This is a genomic window from Delftia sp. PE138, assembly GCF_018320755.1.
GTDB lineage: Bacteria > Pseudomonadota > Gammaproteobacteria > Burkholderiales > Burkholderiaceae_C > Comamonas > Comamonas tsuruhatensis.
The window spans coordinates 61,803-78,701 of record NZ_JABEPN010000001.1; the positions used below are offsets into that span (position 1 = coordinate 61,803).

General features: G+C 61.6%; 11 protein-coding genes. All 11 read right to left on the reverse strand.

The features are described 5' to 3' along the window. Positions 1-36: 36 nt before the first annotated feature. The 11 genes from putA to HFGMBDPB_RS00325 all read right to left on the reverse strand — a co-directional run bounded on the left by putA (position 37) and on the right by HFGMBDPB_RS00325 (position 16,892). Positions 37-4,074 (reverse strand): trifunctional transcriptional regulator/proline dehydrogenase/L-glutamate gamma-semialdehyde dehydrogenase, encoded by a 4,038-nt coding sequence (putA, locus tag HFGMBDPB_RS00275; RefSeq protein WP_212644675.1) that lies wholly within the window; start codon positions 4,072-4,074, stop codon positions 37-39. 200 nt (positions 4,075-4,274) lie between these two features. Next, positions 4,275-5,297 carry a fimbrial protein gene (locus tag HFGMBDPB_RS00280; protein ID WP_212644676.1) on the reverse strand — a complete coding sequence of 341 codons (1,023 nt, stop codon included), beginning with the start codon at positions 5,295-5,297 and terminating at the stop codon, positions 4,275-4,277. An 86-nt stretch (positions 5,298-5,383) separates the two neighbouring features. After that, the gene (locus tag HFGMBDPB_RS29600; protein WP_223275367.1) at positions 5,384-5,983 is read right to left on the reverse strand and encodes a fimbrial protein; all 600 of its coding nucleotides are present in this window, start codon (positions 5,981-5,983) and stop codon (positions 5,384-5,386) included. 7 nt (positions 5,984-5,990) lie between these two features. Next, on the reverse strand, positions 5,991-9,083 hold the full coding sequence (locus HFGMBDPB_RS00290) for a fimbria/pilus outer membrane usher protein (RefSeq protein ID WP_212644677.1): 3,093 nt from the start codon (positions 9,081-9,083) through the stop codon (positions 5,991-5,993). A 274-nt stretch (positions 9,084-9,357) separates the two neighbouring features. After that, positions 9,358-10,119, reverse strand: coding sequence for a fimbrial biogenesis chaperone (locus HFGMBDPB_RS00295; protein WP_212644678.1), 762 nt, complete (start codon positions 10,117-10,119; stop codon positions 9,358-9,360). A 113-nt stretch (positions 10,120-10,232) separates the two neighbouring features. Beyond that, entirely contained in the window at positions 10,233-10,820 is a 588-nt protein-coding gene (locus HFGMBDPB_RS00300) for a fimbrial protein (protein WP_034363243.1), read from the reverse strand. Positions 10,821-11,443: 623 nt separating this feature from the next. Next, positions 11,444-12,241, reverse strand: coding sequence for an HAD-IIB family hydrolase (locus HFGMBDPB_RS00305; protein ID WP_026062949.1), 798 nt, complete (start codon positions 12,239-12,241; stop codon positions 11,444-11,446). A gap of 86 nt (positions 12,242-12,327) precedes the next feature. Then, positions 12,328-14,163, reverse strand: coding sequence for a hypothetical protein (locus tag HFGMBDPB_RS00310; protein ID WP_212644679.1), 1,836 nt, complete (start codon positions 14,161-14,163; stop codon positions 12,328-12,330). A gap of 47 nt (positions 14,164-14,210) precedes the next feature. Further along, the gene (locus HFGMBDPB_RS00315; protein WP_212644680.1) at positions 14,211-15,167 is read right to left on the reverse strand and encodes a glycosyltransferase family 2 protein; all 957 of its coding nucleotides are present in this window, start codon (positions 15,165-15,167) and stop codon (positions 14,211-14,213) included. A 16-nt stretch (positions 15,168-15,183) separates the two neighbouring features. Continuing rightward, on the reverse strand, positions 15,184-15,528 hold the full coding sequence (locus HFGMBDPB_RS00320; protein ID WP_212644681.1) for a DMT family transporter: 345 nt from the start codon (positions 15,526-15,528) through the stop codon (positions 15,184-15,186). A gap of 20 nt (positions 15,529-15,548) precedes the next feature. Beyond that, positions 15,549-16,892 (reverse strand): hypothetical protein, encoded by a 1,344-nt coding sequence (locus HFGMBDPB_RS00325; protein ID WP_212644682.1) that lies wholly within the window; start codon positions 16,890-16,892, stop codon positions 15,549-15,551. Between the last annotated feature and the right edge of the window lie 7 nt (positions 16,893-16,899).

Consider the following 16,899-nt stretch of genomic DNA (forward strand, 5'->3'; position numbering starts at 1 on the left):
CGCTTGCCAGGGGCCGGTTGTGCCGGCCCCGGCGGTTCAAGCCATGGTCATGAGCTGTGCATTACCGCCTGCGGCGGCGGTATTGGTGCTGATGGATTGCTCGTGGAACAGCGCAGCCAGGTCATAGCCGCGGCCCGCATGCAGCTCATCGCTGTTGCGGCTTTCCACGCGCACCAGGGCACCGTCGCGCGCGGCGACCTGGGCGCAGACCTGCAGCAGGGCGTCGCCATCGCCCTCGAACAGCAAGGCCGCCATGGGCGCTGCCGAATCGCCCAGGGAGTCGGCGCTGGCGCTGTGCAGCCATGGCACACCGGCATCGCCCGCAGCGGCGCGCAGCGCCTGCCAGGTGGCGGCGCAGCCGCTGTCGGCGCCTGTTCCGTTGTCGGGCAGCACGGCATGGCAGGCGTTGCCGCTGGCCAGGGCTGCTGCCACCTGGGCCACCAGGCCCAGCGGCGTACGCGGCAGTGCCCAGACGGGGCCGCGCGGCAGCAGGCGGTAGCGGTTGGATTCGCCCGTGGGGCCGGGCAGCGGCATGGCCGCGTCCAGGCGCGATGCGGAGGCTGCCGCGTCGCAGGCGGCCAGGGCCTGCACCTGCTCGTCGGCGGACATGGCATCCGGCGGCGCCTTGGTCAGCGTCTCGCGCAGCAGGCCCAGCAGCTGCAGCGGCGCCTGGACGGGCGACTCCGCCCGTGCGAAGACCGACAGCGCCGCGCTGGCAGGCCCCTGCACCAAGCGGTGCAGATACAGCGGGCCGCCGGCCTTGGGGCCCGTGCCCGACAGGCCCATGCCGCCAAAGGGCTGCACGCCCACCATGGCGCCGATCACATTGCGGTTCACATAGATGTTGCCCGCATGCACGCGCTGGGTGAGGTGGGCAATGGTCTCGTCGATGCGGCTGTGCACGCCGAAGGTCAGGCCGTAGCCGGTGGCGTTGATGCCATCGACCAGCGCGTCCAGCTGCTCACGCCTGAAGCGGATCACGTGCAGCACGGGGCCGAAGACCTCGCGCTGCAGGCGCTCCGTGCTGTCGATCTCGATGAGGGCGGGTGCCACATAGTGGCCGTTGAGCACGCCGTCCTTGCGCTCCACGCGGGTGACCTTCTGGCCCGCTGCGGTCATCTGCTCTATGTGCTCCTCGATCTGGCGGCGTGCCGCGTCGTCGATCACGGGGCCCACATCGGTGCTCAGGCGGTCGGGGTTGCCCAGCGTCCACTCCTGCAGCGCATCGCGCAGCATGGTCAGCGTGCGGTCGGCCACCTCTTCCTGCAGGCACAGCAGACGCAGGGCAGAGCAGCGCTGGCCGGCCGAATCGAAGGCCGAGGCCAGCACATCGGCCACCACCTGCTCGGCCAGGGCCGAGGAGTCCACCACCATGGCGTTCTGGCCGCCGGTCTCGGCAACCAGCGCAATGGGGCGGCCTGCGGGCGACAGGCGGCGCGACAGCTGGCGCGCAATCAGGCGTGACACCTCGGTGGAGCCCGTGAACATCACGCCGGCCACCAGCGGATGCGCCACCAGGGCGGCGCCCACGGTCTCGCCCGCACCGGGCACCAGCTGCAGCGCATCGCGCGGCACGCCGGCCTCGTGCAGCAGGGCCACCATGGCGGCGGCCGTCAGCGGGGTCTGCTCGGCGGGCTTGGCCAGCACGGTATTGCCGGCAGCCAGGGCTGCGGCCACCTGTCCGCAGAAGATGGCCAGCGGAAAATTCCAGGGGCTGATGGCCAGCACCACGCCCAGCGGGCGCTGCGTGGCGTTGTCGAAATGCGCAGCCACCTGGGCGCCGTAATAGCGCAGGAAGTCCACCGCCTCGCGGATCTCGGCCACCGCGTTGGGCAGGGTCTTGCCGGCCTCTCGCATGATCAGGCCCATCAGCGGCTGGCTGCGCTGCTCCAGCAGATCGGCGGCGCGGGCCAGCGCATCGGCGCGGGCGGCGGCAGGCGTGCCGGCCCAGATCGGCGCGGCCTGGGCGGCGCGGGTGGCGCAGGCCTCGGCCTCCGCAGCGGTGGCCTCGCGCACCCAGCCCACGATGTCGGACAGCTCGGCCGGATTGCGCATGGCCTGCCAGCCCTCGGTACGCGCCGGGTCGGCAGGCAGGTCGGCCTCTGCGGGCGCGGCCAGATAGGTCTGGCGCGTGCTGTGCAGCAGTGCGGCGGCCAATGAGGCCAGCTGCTGCTCGTGCGCCAGATTCAGGCCCTGGGAATTGGCGCGGGCCTGCGCGTCTTTCTCGCCCTGCCGTGCAAACAGGTCGGCCGGCAGTGCAATGCGCGGGTGCGGCGCACCCAGCCGGCCTTCAACGCGGGCGATCTTCATCACCTCGTCCACCGGGTCGGCCACCAGCTCGGAGACCGGCACGGAGGCGTCGCCGATGCGGTTCACGAACGAGGTGTTGGCACCGTTTTCCAGCAGGCGGCGCACCAGATAGGCCAGCAGCGTCTCATGGCTGCCCACGGGCGCATAGATGCGGCAGGGGCGGGCCAGCTTGCCTTCGGAGGCCGGGCCCGTCACCTGTGCGTACAGCGGCTCGCCCATGCCGTGCAGGCACTGGAACTCGTACTGGCCGCTGTAGTAGCTGCCGCCCACAGCCTGGGCCATGTGGTAGATGCTGGCCAGCGTCTGCGCGTTGTGCGTGGCGAACTGGGGGTAGACGGCGTCGGGCGCATCCAGCAGCTTGCGCGCGCAGGCCAGGTAGCTCACGTCCGTATAGACCTTGCGCGTATAGACGGGGTAACCGGCCTGGCCGCCTTCCTGGGCGCGCTTGATCTCGCTGTCCCAATAGGCGCCCTTGACCAGCCGCACCATCAGGCGGCGGCGGCTGCGGCGGGCCAGGTCCACCAGGTGGTCCAGCACCTGCGGGCAGCGCTTTTGATAGGCCTGCACCACGAAGCCTATGCCGTTCCAGCCCTTGAGCGAGGGCGCCGCGCACAGCGACTCCAGCAGGTCCAGCGACAGCTCCAGCCGGTCGGCCTCTTCGGCGTCGATGTTCATGCCGATGTCGTACTGCTTGGCCATCTCGGCCAGCCGCAGCACGCGCGGCAGCAGCTCGGCCATCACACGCTCGTACTGCGCGCGGCTGTAGCGCGGGTGCAGGGCCGACAGCTTGATGGAGATGCCCGGCCCCTCGAAGATGCCGCGCCCGTTGGACGCCGCGCCGATCGCGTGGATGGCCTGCTCGTAGGCCTGCAGGTAGCGCTGCGCATCCGCCTCGGTGGCGGCCGCCTCGCCCAGCATGTCGTAGCTGTAGCGAAAGCCCTGCTTTTCATAGGCGCGGCTGTTGGCCAGCGCCTCGGCGATGTCCTGGCCCGTCACGAACTGCTCGCCCATCAGCTTCATGGCGCGGTGCACGCCCTGGCGGATCAGGGGCTCGCCGCCCTTGCCGATCACGCGCGTCAGCGCCGAAGACAGGTTCTTCTCGCTGCTGGTGGATGTGAGCTTGCCCGTCAGCACCAGGCCCCAGGCCGCCGCGTTCACGAACAGCGAGGGCGAGCGGCCCACATGGGCGCGCCAGTCGCCCTTGCTGATCTTGTCGCGGATCAGCGCATCGCGCGTGGCACGGTCGGGAATGCGCAGCAGCGCCTCGGCCAGGCACATCAGCGCCACGCCTTCCTGGCTGGACAGGGAAAACTCCTGCACCAGCGCCGCCACGCCGCTGCCGGCCGGCGCATCGCGCAGGCCCTGTACCAGCCGGGTCGCCAGCTCGCGCACCCTGTCGGCCTGCTGGGCATCCTGGGCGCGTGCCAGCGGCAGCAGCACGGGCAGGCACTCGGGCTCGGGCCGGTGCCAGGCGGCCGTGATCGCGGCGCGCAGCGGCGTCTGCGGCAGGATGGATTGGGCGAATTCCAGAAAGGGTTGCACCTCTTGGCCGGCATTGGGTTGCGCCTCTTCGATCGCGACATCGCCAGGGCTGTCGCCTGCGCCTGCAAGCCGGATGATGGTTGCGCCGCGCTCCAGCGCATCGACGTACTGGACGACGGCCTGCTTGATCAGCCAGTGCGGTGTGCGACCCATCTGCTGGGCTGCGACGCGGATGCGCTCGCGCAAGGCGTCGTCGACTTTGATGCCTACGGTGGTGGACATAATGGATTGGAAAGGGAAAGTGGTTTTTCGATGACTGGGGTGCAACCGGATTCGGCGTGATTTCACATGGGTTGCACCTTTTTTGATAGGGGGTAAACCCTTTGTGTTTGCCCAGGTAGGCTGGGTCCCGTGGAGCCCGTCCAGGCGGGCCGCTCTCACGGCCTCTCGGGTCTTCCCCCGGATGGCTCCAGCGCCTGCGCTTACTGATAGTGGATGGTGAACTCTGCGGAAGCATTGGCGCTGCCGGGTACAACCCGTTCTTCCGTTTGAACGTAGCGCCCCTGCAGCGGAATCGAGAACGCCGTCTGCCCTTGCGGAACGTCGCCAGCCAACCATCGGCTGGTGCCGTCCGCCTCTGAGCCGAACCGCACCGGCTTGCCGTTGCTGAGGATTTGCGCGGCAATGCCGCGTGCCGTGGAGGTCCTGTTCAGCGTGAGGTTGGAGGACGTGTTGTTGCGGTCGGTCACATCGGTCAGCGTCACGTACACCTGCGTTGCGGTTCCTGTATCGCCACCCGAGCAGTCCAGCTGAACGCTCTGTTCCTCGCTGCTAGCGCTGGTGGCTCCCACGCCACCGGACGACCTCATGAGTACGGCGCCCATGTCGAACCTTATTTCTTTCATCCTGACCTTGCAGGTAGGAACGCGGGGACGAATGACGACCGGGGCCGCGAAACGAAAATCGACCAGCAATTGTCCGGCCGCATCATTGGCGCGGGATTGAGCGAAAGAGCCAGATAAGATTCCACCGCTGGTGATGGGACCCATTTTGATTAATTCGATATCATAATAAAAGCTCGCTTCATTCCAATTGCCACTTGTCTTTGGAACTGTTGAGTAGACCAAAAAAGGGAACGGAATTGTGAAGGCGCTTAATTTTAACTTGATGTTCTTGATGGTTCCAGGGGCTGCATAGAGACCATTTTCATGAGGGCCGATGCCTGTGAGGTAGTCTTCTATTCCAGGAACACATTCAAACTGTGGTTTCTTGGATTCTGGGATTTTATTGGTAAGTTTCAACGGACCGCTGTATTTGTAGATGGTGCTTCCAATGTTGTAGTCACCAGGCGCGAATTCGGGAACTGTCATGCCGGAGAGCTCGGCCGTAAAGTACGGCAAGCCGTCGCTGGTGTTCAATTTGCACAAGGCCCATGTTGAAGGGGTAGTCAAGGCCCAAGTCAATGGAATAAATGAACTTTTGAGGAGGCGAAGTGCATTTTTCACGGAGTTTCCTTTCGAGCATCAGGTAAGGGCTGCCCAATGCACGCATGAACGTTGTTTCCCCAAAAGCTCAGAAGTACCAGACCGTGCTACTGATAGCTCATCGTGAATGTGGCCGCACCATTGGCCTTGCCAGACATCACCTGGGCGACGGTCTTCAGATAGCGGGCCTTCAAGGGGATGTCCAGTTTGCCTTGCCCAAATACGGCGTTGCCTGCAAACCACTGGTTTGTATTGCCCGCGGCTGCGGAGTTCTGGCCGAATTTCAGTGGAGTATCGAGCCTGGTGATCTGGATGCCTACGCCTGTTGCGTTGGATGCCTGGGACGCCGTTGCGATGTTGCCCCCAGCGCGATTCAGCGAAATATTGAAGGCTTGTTCGCTGGCTGTGGTGCCCACGGGCGTGGAAGACGGAAAGAACACATTCCCCAAAGGAAGATTTATGGTGGAGGCGGATACGCGGCAGGTTGGCACCTGAGGGATGATTTGTACTGGTGTGATTGTTTGAAAATCGACCAAGAGTTGGCCAGAATTGCTGCCGGCACGGTATTGCAATATTGAACCGCTCAATTTTTCAATCTGCTGCGTGCCGCTGGCGCGTAAATGGGCGCTATCGAAAAGCTTGTCGGTTGCCGCACCATGTGGTGTTTCCTGGGCGAGCGCGAACCCTCTTTTGGGAAGAGGGCTCACCTCAGGTTCAGGTCTTGTCCGCCGCCTTCAAGGCGCTGATCTTCAGGCTGGGCTGCAGGATGGCCAGCGGACGGTCAGCCCGCAAGGTTTGCTGCGGCGGCTTGTGCTTGCCGGTGCCTGCGTCGTGCCCTGCCGCTACGGGAGTTCTGCCCGCGTTGCCGATGACTGGTGCAGTGGTGGGCAAGGCGCTGATCTTGACGCTCATGCGCAGGCCGTCCAGGTCGCGCTCCAGCTTCAGTGCCTGCTGGCTGCCGCTCGGCTGTGTGGCACGAGCGGGCAGCACTGCCGCCGCAGTGACTGCCGGGGCGCTGGCGACTGCCGTGGCCGGTGCCGTTGCTGCCATGCGTTCCTGGGTGATGCCGGCCAGAGACACAGCCGACGCAGCGTTGGAGGCCGGGGCGCCTGCCACGGCTGTCTTGGCATTGGTGGTTGCGGTTGAGGTTGCCGCGGTCTTGCCCGGCTTGGCAGATGCCACGTCGGTGGCCGCAGGCAGCAGCTTGTTGCTGGCCACGCAGGGCAGTTCCAGGCTTTGCGGCGGCTGGTGGGTGGTGCTGCGCTTTCTTTCAGGCAGGGTATAGGAGAGGTTGCAGCCCACCATGCCGGTGTCGGTCTTCCACTGCACCTGCAGCTCGCCCTGGTCTGATAGCCCGCGCGCCAGCAGCTTGCCGGCCTGGCCGATCACGCCCAACTCCTTGCCGTCCATGTCCAGCACGCTGGCGCCAAAGGGCACAGGCATGTTGCCGGCCTGCCGCGCGCGGATCACGGCCGAGCGGCCGTAGGCCGTCTTGAAGACCAGCAGCGGCACGGCACCGGCCAGCGGCGCGACGTGCTGGCTGGTTTCCTTGAGCTCAACGTCGGTGGAAAGGCCCTTGGGATCAATGGAGACTTCGTTCATCGAGAACGGTGTGAGGTAGGGCACGACGGCATAGCCCCGGCTGTCCACCTTCACTCCGGGCGCGTTGTTGATGCGCGCGCCCTCCGCGTTCTTGGCCTCCACGATGGCAAAGGTGTCAGACACCGATTGCGACAGCGTCACGCCGCCCGGGTGGGCCACGATGGCGCCACGCGCGCCTACCGAGAACTGCTGGTAGCCGCTGCTGGCGCTGACGCTGCCGCTGAGTTCGGTCTGCGATGCGCGGTAGGTGGCGTTGGCGCTGGCACTGGTGCTGCTGCCATTCATGCCACCGGTGTTGTGGCTGGCGCTGAGGCCGTAGGAGATGGCGTTGTCGTCGCCCAGCAGACCGGACAGGTTGGCCTGGGCCTGCACGCGGCCGCGCGAGTCGCGGTTGGTATTGGTGGAAAGCATCATGCCGCGCTCCATGCTGAGCGGAATCGACAGGCCCACGTGCAGGAACGTGTTGGACTGTCCCCAGGCATCACGCTGGCGCGCCGCAGAGAGGTTGTAGGAGATGTTGCGGAACGAGTTGCTGTAGCCAATGGCGTAGTCGACGTTGGAGCCCTGTCGGTTCCAGTACTTGGCAGTGGACGCCGTGAGGCTGAGGTTGCCTCCCCCAGGCCCGAACTGCTGTCCCATGACCAGGGAGGCGCGGTTGCGCGGCCGGTACAGGTCCGTGGAGGGCCGTAGCAGATTGGCCTGATCCCGTGCGCGCATGGCGTCGTTGAGGCCGAAGAATCCGTTGGTGGAGTAGCGATAGGCGGCAATGGCCACGTGGGTGCCGGTCTGGGCAAAGGATTTTGCGTAGCTGGCCCGCAGGCTCTGCCCGGAAAAGGAACCGTCGTGGGGGATGCTGGTGGAGGCGTGCGTGATGTCTGCACCGAAGGCGCCCCAGGGCGTGGTGAGCGCTGCGCCAATCATGGGCGAGATATGGCCCTTGGCCAGGGACACGCCGCCGTAGCCTGTCAGCATATTGGTGAAGCCGTGCTGCCACGTGGCCTGGGAGAACATGGGCGAGGTGTTGGGCAGGTGGCGCACCACGCCCGCAGTGAGGCTGTATCGGTTCTGCCCTTCACGCAGCGACAGCGGCACGGCCGCGTAGGGAACGGAGAAGCTGCGCACGGCGCCATTGGCCTCGGTGATGCTGACTTGCAGGTCACCACCGTAGCCCGTGGGATAGAGGTCGTTGATGACGAAGGCGCCGGGCGCCACCGTGGTTTCGTAGAGCTTGATGCCGTTCTGCGTGATGGTGACTCGGGCATTGGTGTTGGCCACGCCGCGCACCACGGGCGCGTAGCCGCGCTGGGAGTCGGGCAGCATGCGGTCATCACTGTTCAAGCGTATGCCGCGAAACGAGGTGGAGTCCATCAGGTCGCCACCCGTGTAGGTGTCGCCCAGTATGAGCTGGGAAGACCAGTCGGCAATGTCGCGCTGTGCGTAGGTGGAGATGTTCTGGTAGTTGCCCCGTCCAGTGTCCGCCCAGCTGAAGGAGCCGTTGTGCCGGAAATGCCAGCGGTCGATGTTGACGCCGCCGTTCAGGCCCAGGTAGCTCTGCGTGGTGTTTTCTGCGTTGCTGGAGCGCCCGTGGTAGGTGTTGAACTGGTAGCCGAGCAGGCCGACAGGCACGCCGACGCTCCATTGGTCGGGACTGACATAGCCGCGCACCGAACGGCGTAGCGAGGCCTGGGGCACGCTCAGGTCCAGTCGCTGCTTGCCGAAGTCGAAACTGGTCAAGGCGCCCGCAACGATCTGGTCCAGACGGTTGCAGCCACCGTCGGCCGCCAGCTTCAAGGCGGCCTCGGGCGGCAGGCGTGAGAGGTCGATGCCCACCTTCTCCAGCAGGGCCTTGTCCAGGCAGGGCAGCGCGTCCTGTGAGCCGGACTGGGCCTTGAACTGCACTTCGCGGCGGCCAACCCAGTTGCCGTTGATGTAGATGTCGGGGCTGTAGTTGCCGGGCGTGACCACGTTGGCGCGCGAGTAGCGCGAGACGTCAATGGTCTGCTTGCCGGTGTTCAGAAAGCTGGGGTCGAAGTCGACGGCAGCCGGCGTGGGCTGCCACTGGCCGGTGGACGTGGAGGTCGTGACTTCCTTGACCTGCTGCCCCTGCTGGGCCTCGGACTGCCAGCACACCAGCACGGAGAGCAGCAGCGCATGGCCGGGCTTCAGTTGGAAATATCCGGCAGGGCCTTGGCCTGGCCCCGGCATTGTTCCTTTTCCTTGCCTTGTATGCCGGCTTTTGATTCCCTTTTCTGAATCTGGAAAGACTGGCCTGATCATTTGCTTATCTCCTAATGCTGTGCGCCCGATGCAAAGCGAACGGCCAAGGCCGATGTGCCAGTCCCGGTAAAGAGACCGATGCCGTTTCGCCGGGTATTAACGCTGGGTATCGGTGTGCTGGCCGGGCTGAAAATGCAGTGGCATTAGATAATCAGGCCGGAAAGGACGGGGGATTCGCGTGGCTGTGCTCGCATTGCCCTGTTTATTGGGCGGAATTTCCGATTCTGGCTTCGTGGTTGAGACTGGCGCCCCAATCATTGATGCTGCTGAACATCACCGTGGCACCTGCCGCGCCAGCCATGTTGGCACCCGCAGGTTCCTTGATTGGAAAGGTGGCCACCTGGCCGGGAAGAACGGGCCCGACGCCTGCCTCGAAGGATTTGCCGCCGAGTTGCACTTCAACGCCAGCCACATTGACCACAAAGGCGCTGGGATTGCGTGCTTTCAATACAGGCTGGTTTTTGGCGTCAACGTCTACCGACCATTGAAGCTGGGTAGGAGCTTCCTGGGCATTGCCGGGCAGGTTGCTGGGTCGGTATATGAGCTTGACACGGGTGCGAAAGGCGAACTGGAGATTGTTGGAGTCGCCTTCCATTTCCGCCTTGGGCGGGACGTCCAGCACGTTGAGCCAGAACAGGGATTCCTTGTCGGCAGGCAGTGCTTCGCCCGAATAGATGATGCGCAACGTCTGGCTCTTGCCCGCCTCGATGCGCATGATGGTGGGCGTGATGACGAAGGGAACGTCGATGTTCTCAGGCGATTCCTGGTTGTTGCCCTTGTCCAGCCAGGTCTGCACCAGGGCAGGTTTGCTGCCTTCGTTGGTGAGCTGGATGGTGGCTTCCTTCTCGCCACTGGGGAAGATGATGCGCGTGCCCGTCAATGTCACGCTGGCCTGTGCCGCCGTTCCAAGAAGAAGGGACAACAGGATGGCAGCAAGCCCATATGAACGTTTGATCGTCAGCATCGGAGAACTCTCTGGGTTTTGAGCGAAAGAATGGGGCCAGGCCCATGTCGTGAAAGCAGAAGACACGGCATATCGACCACCGCAAGGCGGCCGATATGCCTGAAAGTCAGTGATTACTGATAGACCAGCGAGTAGGTCACCGAGGTGTCGGTACGGCCTGCGGTCACGGGGCCTGTGGCCACGTATTCGGAGGCGAAACGCATGATGGCCCGGCCATTGCCACCGACCTTGTTGTCGATGTCCACAAAGCGCGATTGGGCGGAACCGATCTTCAGGCGCTCGTTGTTGCTGGGATCCACGATGGCGATCTGGACACCGGAGGCCACGGCGGGCGCACCAGTACCGCTGGCCGCTGCGGGCTTGAGCATGCCGGTGACCAGGTCCACGTTGGGGCCGGCTTCGAAGAACACGGCGACCTTGGAGACGGGCGCTGTGGAGGTGGCGGTGGCCAGCTCACAGCCGCTGAGTTCCAGCGAGAACGCCTGGCGGCCGACCGTGGCACCCACGGTGGCCAGCTGGTTGTTCGCCACGTTGGGCAGCTTCACGCCGTCCTTGGCGGCGCCGGCGACCGTGGTGTCCACCTTGCAGGTGGTGGTGACCACCTCGCCCGTGAAGTTGATGGTGCCGTCTGCTGCTTGAGCGGTGTTCATGGCCATCATGACCAGGCCGGCAACCGATGTCAGCAATGCGATCTTTTTCATGGGTATTCCCTCGAGTTGAAGAGATAAATGAAATTCCAGCAGCGATGAATGCGCTGATGGAATAGGAGAGTGTGTGAATGGTTGAGTGGTTAATAAATCATCAGTGTTCCATGTTCACCTCATCAATCCAATGGTTGGTAACTGTCAGCATGGTCAATGATTTGCAGGGGTTGCGATCATGCTGGAATAGGTGGTGGCGCTGACATGGAGAAATTGTTCGGATGAGGGAGCGTTGGCGAGGGATGGGCGAGGTTTGTTTCTCTGGCATGTTTGAAATTGAATTGCTCAAAGACACCAGTGCCCAATGGCGCGGACGGGGTTCAGGAGAGAATATGTCAAAGAAAAAGGCGAAAAAACCTGTTCTTTGGGTATGTGATGGATTCTAGGTGTGCGCCGCCGTTATATGAAATAGGGCGCATTCTGATTATTGGAGCCTGAATCTAGGAATAGTCCTAGATTTGCTCTGTCGAATGGGGGAAAGAGGGTGCGCAGCCCGCCTGCGCCGGGCGGTTGCCTGTGCTGAGGGTGATGGTGTCTGCGGAGGGGGCGCGGGTCCCGCAGATCGGGAGGGGTGGTCGAGGGCGAAGGCCTGCAAGGGCAGCACCGGCCCTCGGCCCTGTGGATCAGGGGCGCTGGGACAGCAAATACTGCGCCATTTCGGCAAAGCCGTCGCCGCGCTCGGCCTGCGTGACATGGCGAGGCAGGTGCTTGAGCTGGGGCACGAAGCGCGCGATGTTGGCCACGCCCAGGCTGTGGGGCATGTGCTCGAACATCAGCTGGTCGTTGGTGGAGTCGCCGATGTAGATCCAGCGGTCCAGCGTGGCGTCGAGGTCGATGTCGAACAGGGTGCGCAGGATCCATCGCGCGCCTTCGAGCTTGTTGTGCGCGCCAAACCAGCCGTTGATGTGGATGGAGCTGACGGTAGCGTTCATGCCCGCCGCCTTCATGATGGCCACGCACCGGTCAATGTCCTGCTGGGGCATCTGCGTGAATTCGCTGTGGTCCACGGCAATGTCGCATTCGCGGCCCGCCGAGTCGGTGGCGCGCAGCGCGCCGGGCACGGTGGCCTCGATCTCGGCCAGCACCTGCTGCATGCGCGCGTAGTTGGCAGTGCGTGTGGCCTCGTCCTGCTGGTAGAGCTTGTCCAGCCCGCCCTGCGCATTGCGCCGCAGTGCCACGGCGCCGTTCTCGGCCACGATGGCATCCACGGGCCAGGCCTGGGCAAACGGCTCGCTCCAGCCTACGGGGCGGCCGGTGATCGGTACCACGCGCAGCCCGGACTGCTTGAGCTGGGCAATGGCATCAACGACATGGGCCGGCACCACGCCTTCCGTGGTCAGGGTGTCGTCGATGTCGGTGAGGATGCCGAGCGGCGATGCGGGAGGTGTCCAGAGGGACAGCGGCTGGAGGGTTGTAGGCACGGTCGTCAAAATGCAAAAAGCCGCCCGGGGCGGCTTGTAGAAGGGCAGCGTTTGCACGCACGGACCGTGCGCGCAAGGGCTCCATCCTACTGCCTGGCGAACTCGACGATGGCCTTGTAGAACTTGTCGGAGCCGTCCTTGGGGTTGTCGGGGGACAGTTCCATGCGGTTGACGCCGTGTTCGGCCGCGCCCAGGCGGGCGGGAATCAGCGAGAAGTAGTAGGGACTGATGAAGGTTGCGCCGTTGTCATAGTGCGACTGCATGGCTTTCAGGTGCGGTCCTTCGCGCTTCCACTGCTGCGGGTTGAACTCTGGGACGCCGTAACTGGTGATGCCAATTTGCCTCATGTAGTTGCGCATCCACTCGCTGTTGGTGGTGCCGCCATACATGTTCACGCCGGTTCGCCAGGGTGTATCGCCACCGATCGTCTTGTCGGAGGCAAGCAATTGCGGGTTCCAGGACGAGTTCACATTCGCCACGATCTGATGCGAGTAGATTTTTTCAGCCGGCAGCCCTGCATCTACGGCCTTTTGGTGGAAGGCTTTCAGAAGACCGTACACCTGCGATTCGCGGTAGGTGTTCCAGTCGTGCGCCAACGGGTTGTAGTAGAGGTCTTGCGGTCCGGCCGGCATGTCCAGCCAGGTGCGCACTCCGCGCAGCGTTGAGATCCGCTGCATCCATCCCAGTCGCTTGGGCGGCTGTGCCGATACCTTGCTCTGGTCGCGCGGAACGACCATAAACTCCACATTGGCCAGCAGGTACCGTCGTTCATGGGTTGCGGCAACGACCTGTGCGATGTGCTTTCCTGGCGGCAGGTCTCGATAGTCCAAGTCATGCCGAAAGCCAGTGTTGGGATCGGTGATCGCATCCAAGGCACGGTAGACATCCAGCCTGCCCAGGCCGCGGGCAACAGGCGCGACGAATTTGCCATCCACGTACAGATCCAGCTTTTTCACGGCCTGCTCAGGGTCCCACAGCCAGCCTGCAATCGGCAGCGTGCCACCTGCGAAGGCGTCATAGTGCTCGCCAAAGGAGCTCAGGCGCTCCTTGCGAATGTCCTTGGATGGGGCTGGGACGGCATCAAACGAAGGATAGTCCAGTCCGGTCTGCATTTTCAGCTGTCCCACATCCTTGTACTTGGACTGCAACCAGCGCCGAAAGCCTGCAACGGAATCCGGACTGTAGTCTGTGACTTGGATGGATTGGTAGGCGCCCATGCCGTTCTGGAAGTCAGGGAACATGTGGTGCAGTTCGCCCGGCAGCGTGTAGGCGACGATGCGCTTTTGCACCGCCTCGGGAAGCGCTCGGATTCTCTTTGCAACGTACTCCAGCGCCTTGAAACGGTACAGGTTGACGGCAATGGCGGGGTCATCCGACAGCGTGTACGGCATGATCCGATAGCCGAAATAGCCAAGCTCCAATCGTTTGCCATCACGCAACTGCATCAGGTTGCGAGGATCTTGGGCAAGGTCGACGACGATGGGGCCCGTGGAGTCGAAGTGATCTGCCATGAGATAGACCACAACCGGGCGCTCCACCTTGCGGATGACATTCAAAAAGCTTTCCACACGGGATGCGTCGATCTCCCAGCCTTGAGGGGTATGCCCATACAGCGTCAGCAGGGGCAGGGTGATGGTGTAGCCCACTTGGACGGAGCCTTGAGGTCCACCCGGCTCCAGCTTGTTCAGCAATTGCTCGATGGCTGGAGCACCATCAAGGCCTCTCGTGCGGCAGAAATTGAACAATTCCTCGAGCGTTCTCAACTTCGCATTGCCAGCAGCCTCATCGCAGATGAACCATCCTTCGATGCTGGGAGCGAGGATAAGCGGCGACCGAGAAGGTGAGGCCGCTTGCGATCCGCTGGCAGCGGCGGTACATGCAAGTGCAAGCACCGCCAAGGAAAGACGAAGATGTTTTTGCATTGGACTGTGCGACGGGGTGGCGTACTGGATACGTTGATCGTTACGTATCAATTGGCCGAGTCTTCCAGAGAAAGGCTGACAGGCTCGGAGGGAACACTGTCGACGTCATAGTGCAGAAAGGCGATCAGGCACTGGATACCGATGATGATGGGCAGGGCCGCAAGCATGACGGTGCCGCTGGTCGCGGGATGGCTGCCGCTCCCAATCCAATGCCAGAGACCGAAGAGTGTGCCCAACAAGACAAGCAGCGTACCGCTCAGGCTGTATATCGTGCCTATATTGAAGTCGCGCACCAGATAGTTGTAGACGTAGCGCCGCCATAGGCGCGAAGCATGCTTGCGCAGGAACTCAGGCAGCACCTTGCCGATCTTGAGGTTGGATTCTTCATCCGCGTAGACAGAATCCATGGGCACATCCTTGACTACGGCGCGCACCGTGTTCAAGCGAAACAGCATGTCGGTCTCGAAGAAGTAGCGGTTCTCCAGCTTGTCCAGTGGCAACTCGGCCAGCACGCAGGTGCGCACGGCGGTGTAGCCGTTGGTGGGGTCCATCACGTTCCAGTAGCCGCAGCTGAGCTTGGTCATGAAGGACAGAACCGCATTGCCGAACAGGCGCACAGGCGGCATATCCTGCACGGACTCCGGCCGGTAGAAACGGTTGCCCTTGGTGTAGTCGGCCTGTTTGCGCAGCAGTGGCCGCACGAACAGCGGCAGCAATGAAGGGTCCATCTGGCCGTCGCCGTCAATCTTGACCACGATCTCCATGCCGTCGGCAATGGCTGCCTTGTAGGCTGTGACGATGGCTCCGCCGACGCCACGGTTCTCTGGGTTGTAGAGCACACGTACGCGCGGGTCGGTGTTGTGTTCCTCAATGAAGCGTCCGCTGCCGGCGGGGCAGGCATCGTCCACGGCATAGATGACCTCGACCTCGGGGCCGATGGCATGGATGACACCGAGCACATGCTGGGTGACCTTGTAGCAGGGGATGGCGACGGCTATACGCATGTTCTGTTCTTTCTATTTACTGAGACGCTAGAGCGACACCGGCAAGTATCAGTGTGCCTCCGACAAGCGTGCGCCAGTGCAAGGGCTCACCCAGGAGCAACCACGCCAGAGTAGGAACAATGATGAAGGCAAGGCCCATGAAAGGATAGGCGAGGTGCAACGGCGCTTGGCGCAGTATCCAAATCCAGCCCAGCGTGGTGACACCATAGAGTGCAAGTGATGTGATCAACCACCCATTTAAGACCCAATCCATCCACGTCGCGTCAATGGGAATGGCAAAGGCCGCCTTCTTAAAGAGAATTTGGCCCAGAGAAATGCATACAACACAGATTATTGTGAGGAACGTGAGAAGAAGTGTCATAAAATAATGTCAGGTTCGCATCATGTTTTGCTAGGCTCATTTTTCCGCATTGAAAAAATTGGCAGCAAAACTAATGACAGTGTGAAGAATGGTAGTAAATATCGATATTCCGCTGCGATCGAGAATATGAAAATTGCCCCCAACTGGATGAGCATAGGAAGGGAAATTAATAATATTGGGATATCGCGCAGATTGAATCCTTGGCGAATTGCCCATATCAATAGTGCAATGCCAAGGAATGGAGTCCAGAATATCCAGCGGTATGTGTAGCTAACATCAAACATGCCGAAGAGGAAATCTTCTGATGTTTTTAAATTGAATTTACGGAAGATAGATTCTGATTTCACAAAATCCAGTACATGCTTGGCATAACCGAACCCTGGTAACCCCCCGTCGGCGAAGGCGGATGCCAAGAAGATATTAACTCGGCTGCCCATGAATTTTGGAATGTTGTGCCATACGTTATAGCGCAGAAACTCCTTGGTAATTATCTTTCTGTCGGTTTTTGGAATGGACATCACGCGCGGTCCGTCTGGCTTGAAGTTCAGTGTGTCCCAATAGTCGGGATCGTAATTCTTTATGTAAGTTTCCAGAGGATGATTTTTTTCCAATGTCTCGACTGTCAGAGGTGAGAGCCTGGGGCTTGCCGTCCACAAGTTCATGGGGCGAGGTTGCAAAAAATTGACAGTTTCGAAAATGGCCATCGGGTAGATGGCGCCATGGCTTGCAGACCGGTGGGCATTCATGCCTACTGCCATTAACGCTGTCCAAGAAAGGAGAATGACGCTTAATAGAATCTTGCTTCGACGTTCAACGAGGAATATTAGTATAAAGATCGGTATGAGAAAGATGATTCCGTTAGGTCGAGCAAATGCGGAAATAGGCAATGTCAGTGCAATGATGAACAATGAGGCTGCCTGGGCTTTTTTGGCTTTTGCTATAAGCCATATTTCAAAAAGCAGTCCGGCGATGGCGATGGAGTAGATCCCGTCTGGATAAAGCGAGCCAGCAAAGAAAATCAAATGTGGCGTTAGGCAGACAAAAAACAGAAGGAAGATCGTCGTCTTGTATATTTTCTGATCCCAACACCATGCCAGTATACGAGCCAGTATGGCGGCACTCATGAGCAGCATAGCCCCAATGGGTACCTCGGCCCTCTGATGTCCTTCATAGAACACTCGAACAAAATAATACCAGAAGGCTGGTTTTCCTGAGTTCTGCTTTTCAGGGTCTAGAACTTCCAGAAGAATTCCCAGGCTATCTTCGCCAAGAATCCCTGGCCAGAAGGTCATAAGCCAGTAACCGTAGAAGGTTAATAATAGCGAGAAAAGTAAAATAAAAGGGTTATTTATCTTCTTGGGCATAACATAA

Coding starts and splice junctions, on each gene's coding strand:
- putA (WP_212644675.1), bottom strand. CDS start 4,074: ATGTCCACCACCGTAGGCATCAAAGTCGACGACGCCTTGCGCGAGCGC.
- HFGMBDPB_RS00290 (WP_212644677.1), bottom strand. CDS start 9,083: ATGCCGGGGCCAGGCCAAGGCCCTGCCGGATATTTCCAACTGAAGCCC.
- HFGMBDPB_RS00295 (WP_212644678.1), bottom strand. CDS start 10,119: ATGCTGACGATCAAACGTTCATATGGGCTTGCTGCCATCCTGTTGTCC.
- HFGMBDPB_RS00300 (WP_034363243.1), bottom strand. CDS start 10,820: ATGAAAAAGATCGCATTGCTGACATCGGTTGCCGGCCTGGTCATGATG.
- HFGMBDPB_RS00310 (WP_212644679.1), bottom strand. CDS start 14,163: ATGCAAAAACATCTTCGTCTTTCCTTGGCGGTGCTTGCACTTGCATGT.
- HFGMBDPB_RS00315 (WP_212644680.1), bottom strand. CDS start 15,167: ATGCGTATAGCCGTCGCCATCCCCTGCTACAAGGTCACCCAGCATGTG.
- HFGMBDPB_RS00320 (WP_212644681.1), bottom strand. CDS start 15,528: ATGACACTTCTTCTCACGTTCCTCACAATAATCTGTGTTGTATGCATT.
- HFGMBDPB_RS00325 (WP_212644682.1), bottom strand. CDS start 16,892: ATGCCCAAGAAGATAAATAACCCTTTTATTTTACTTTTCTCGCTATTA.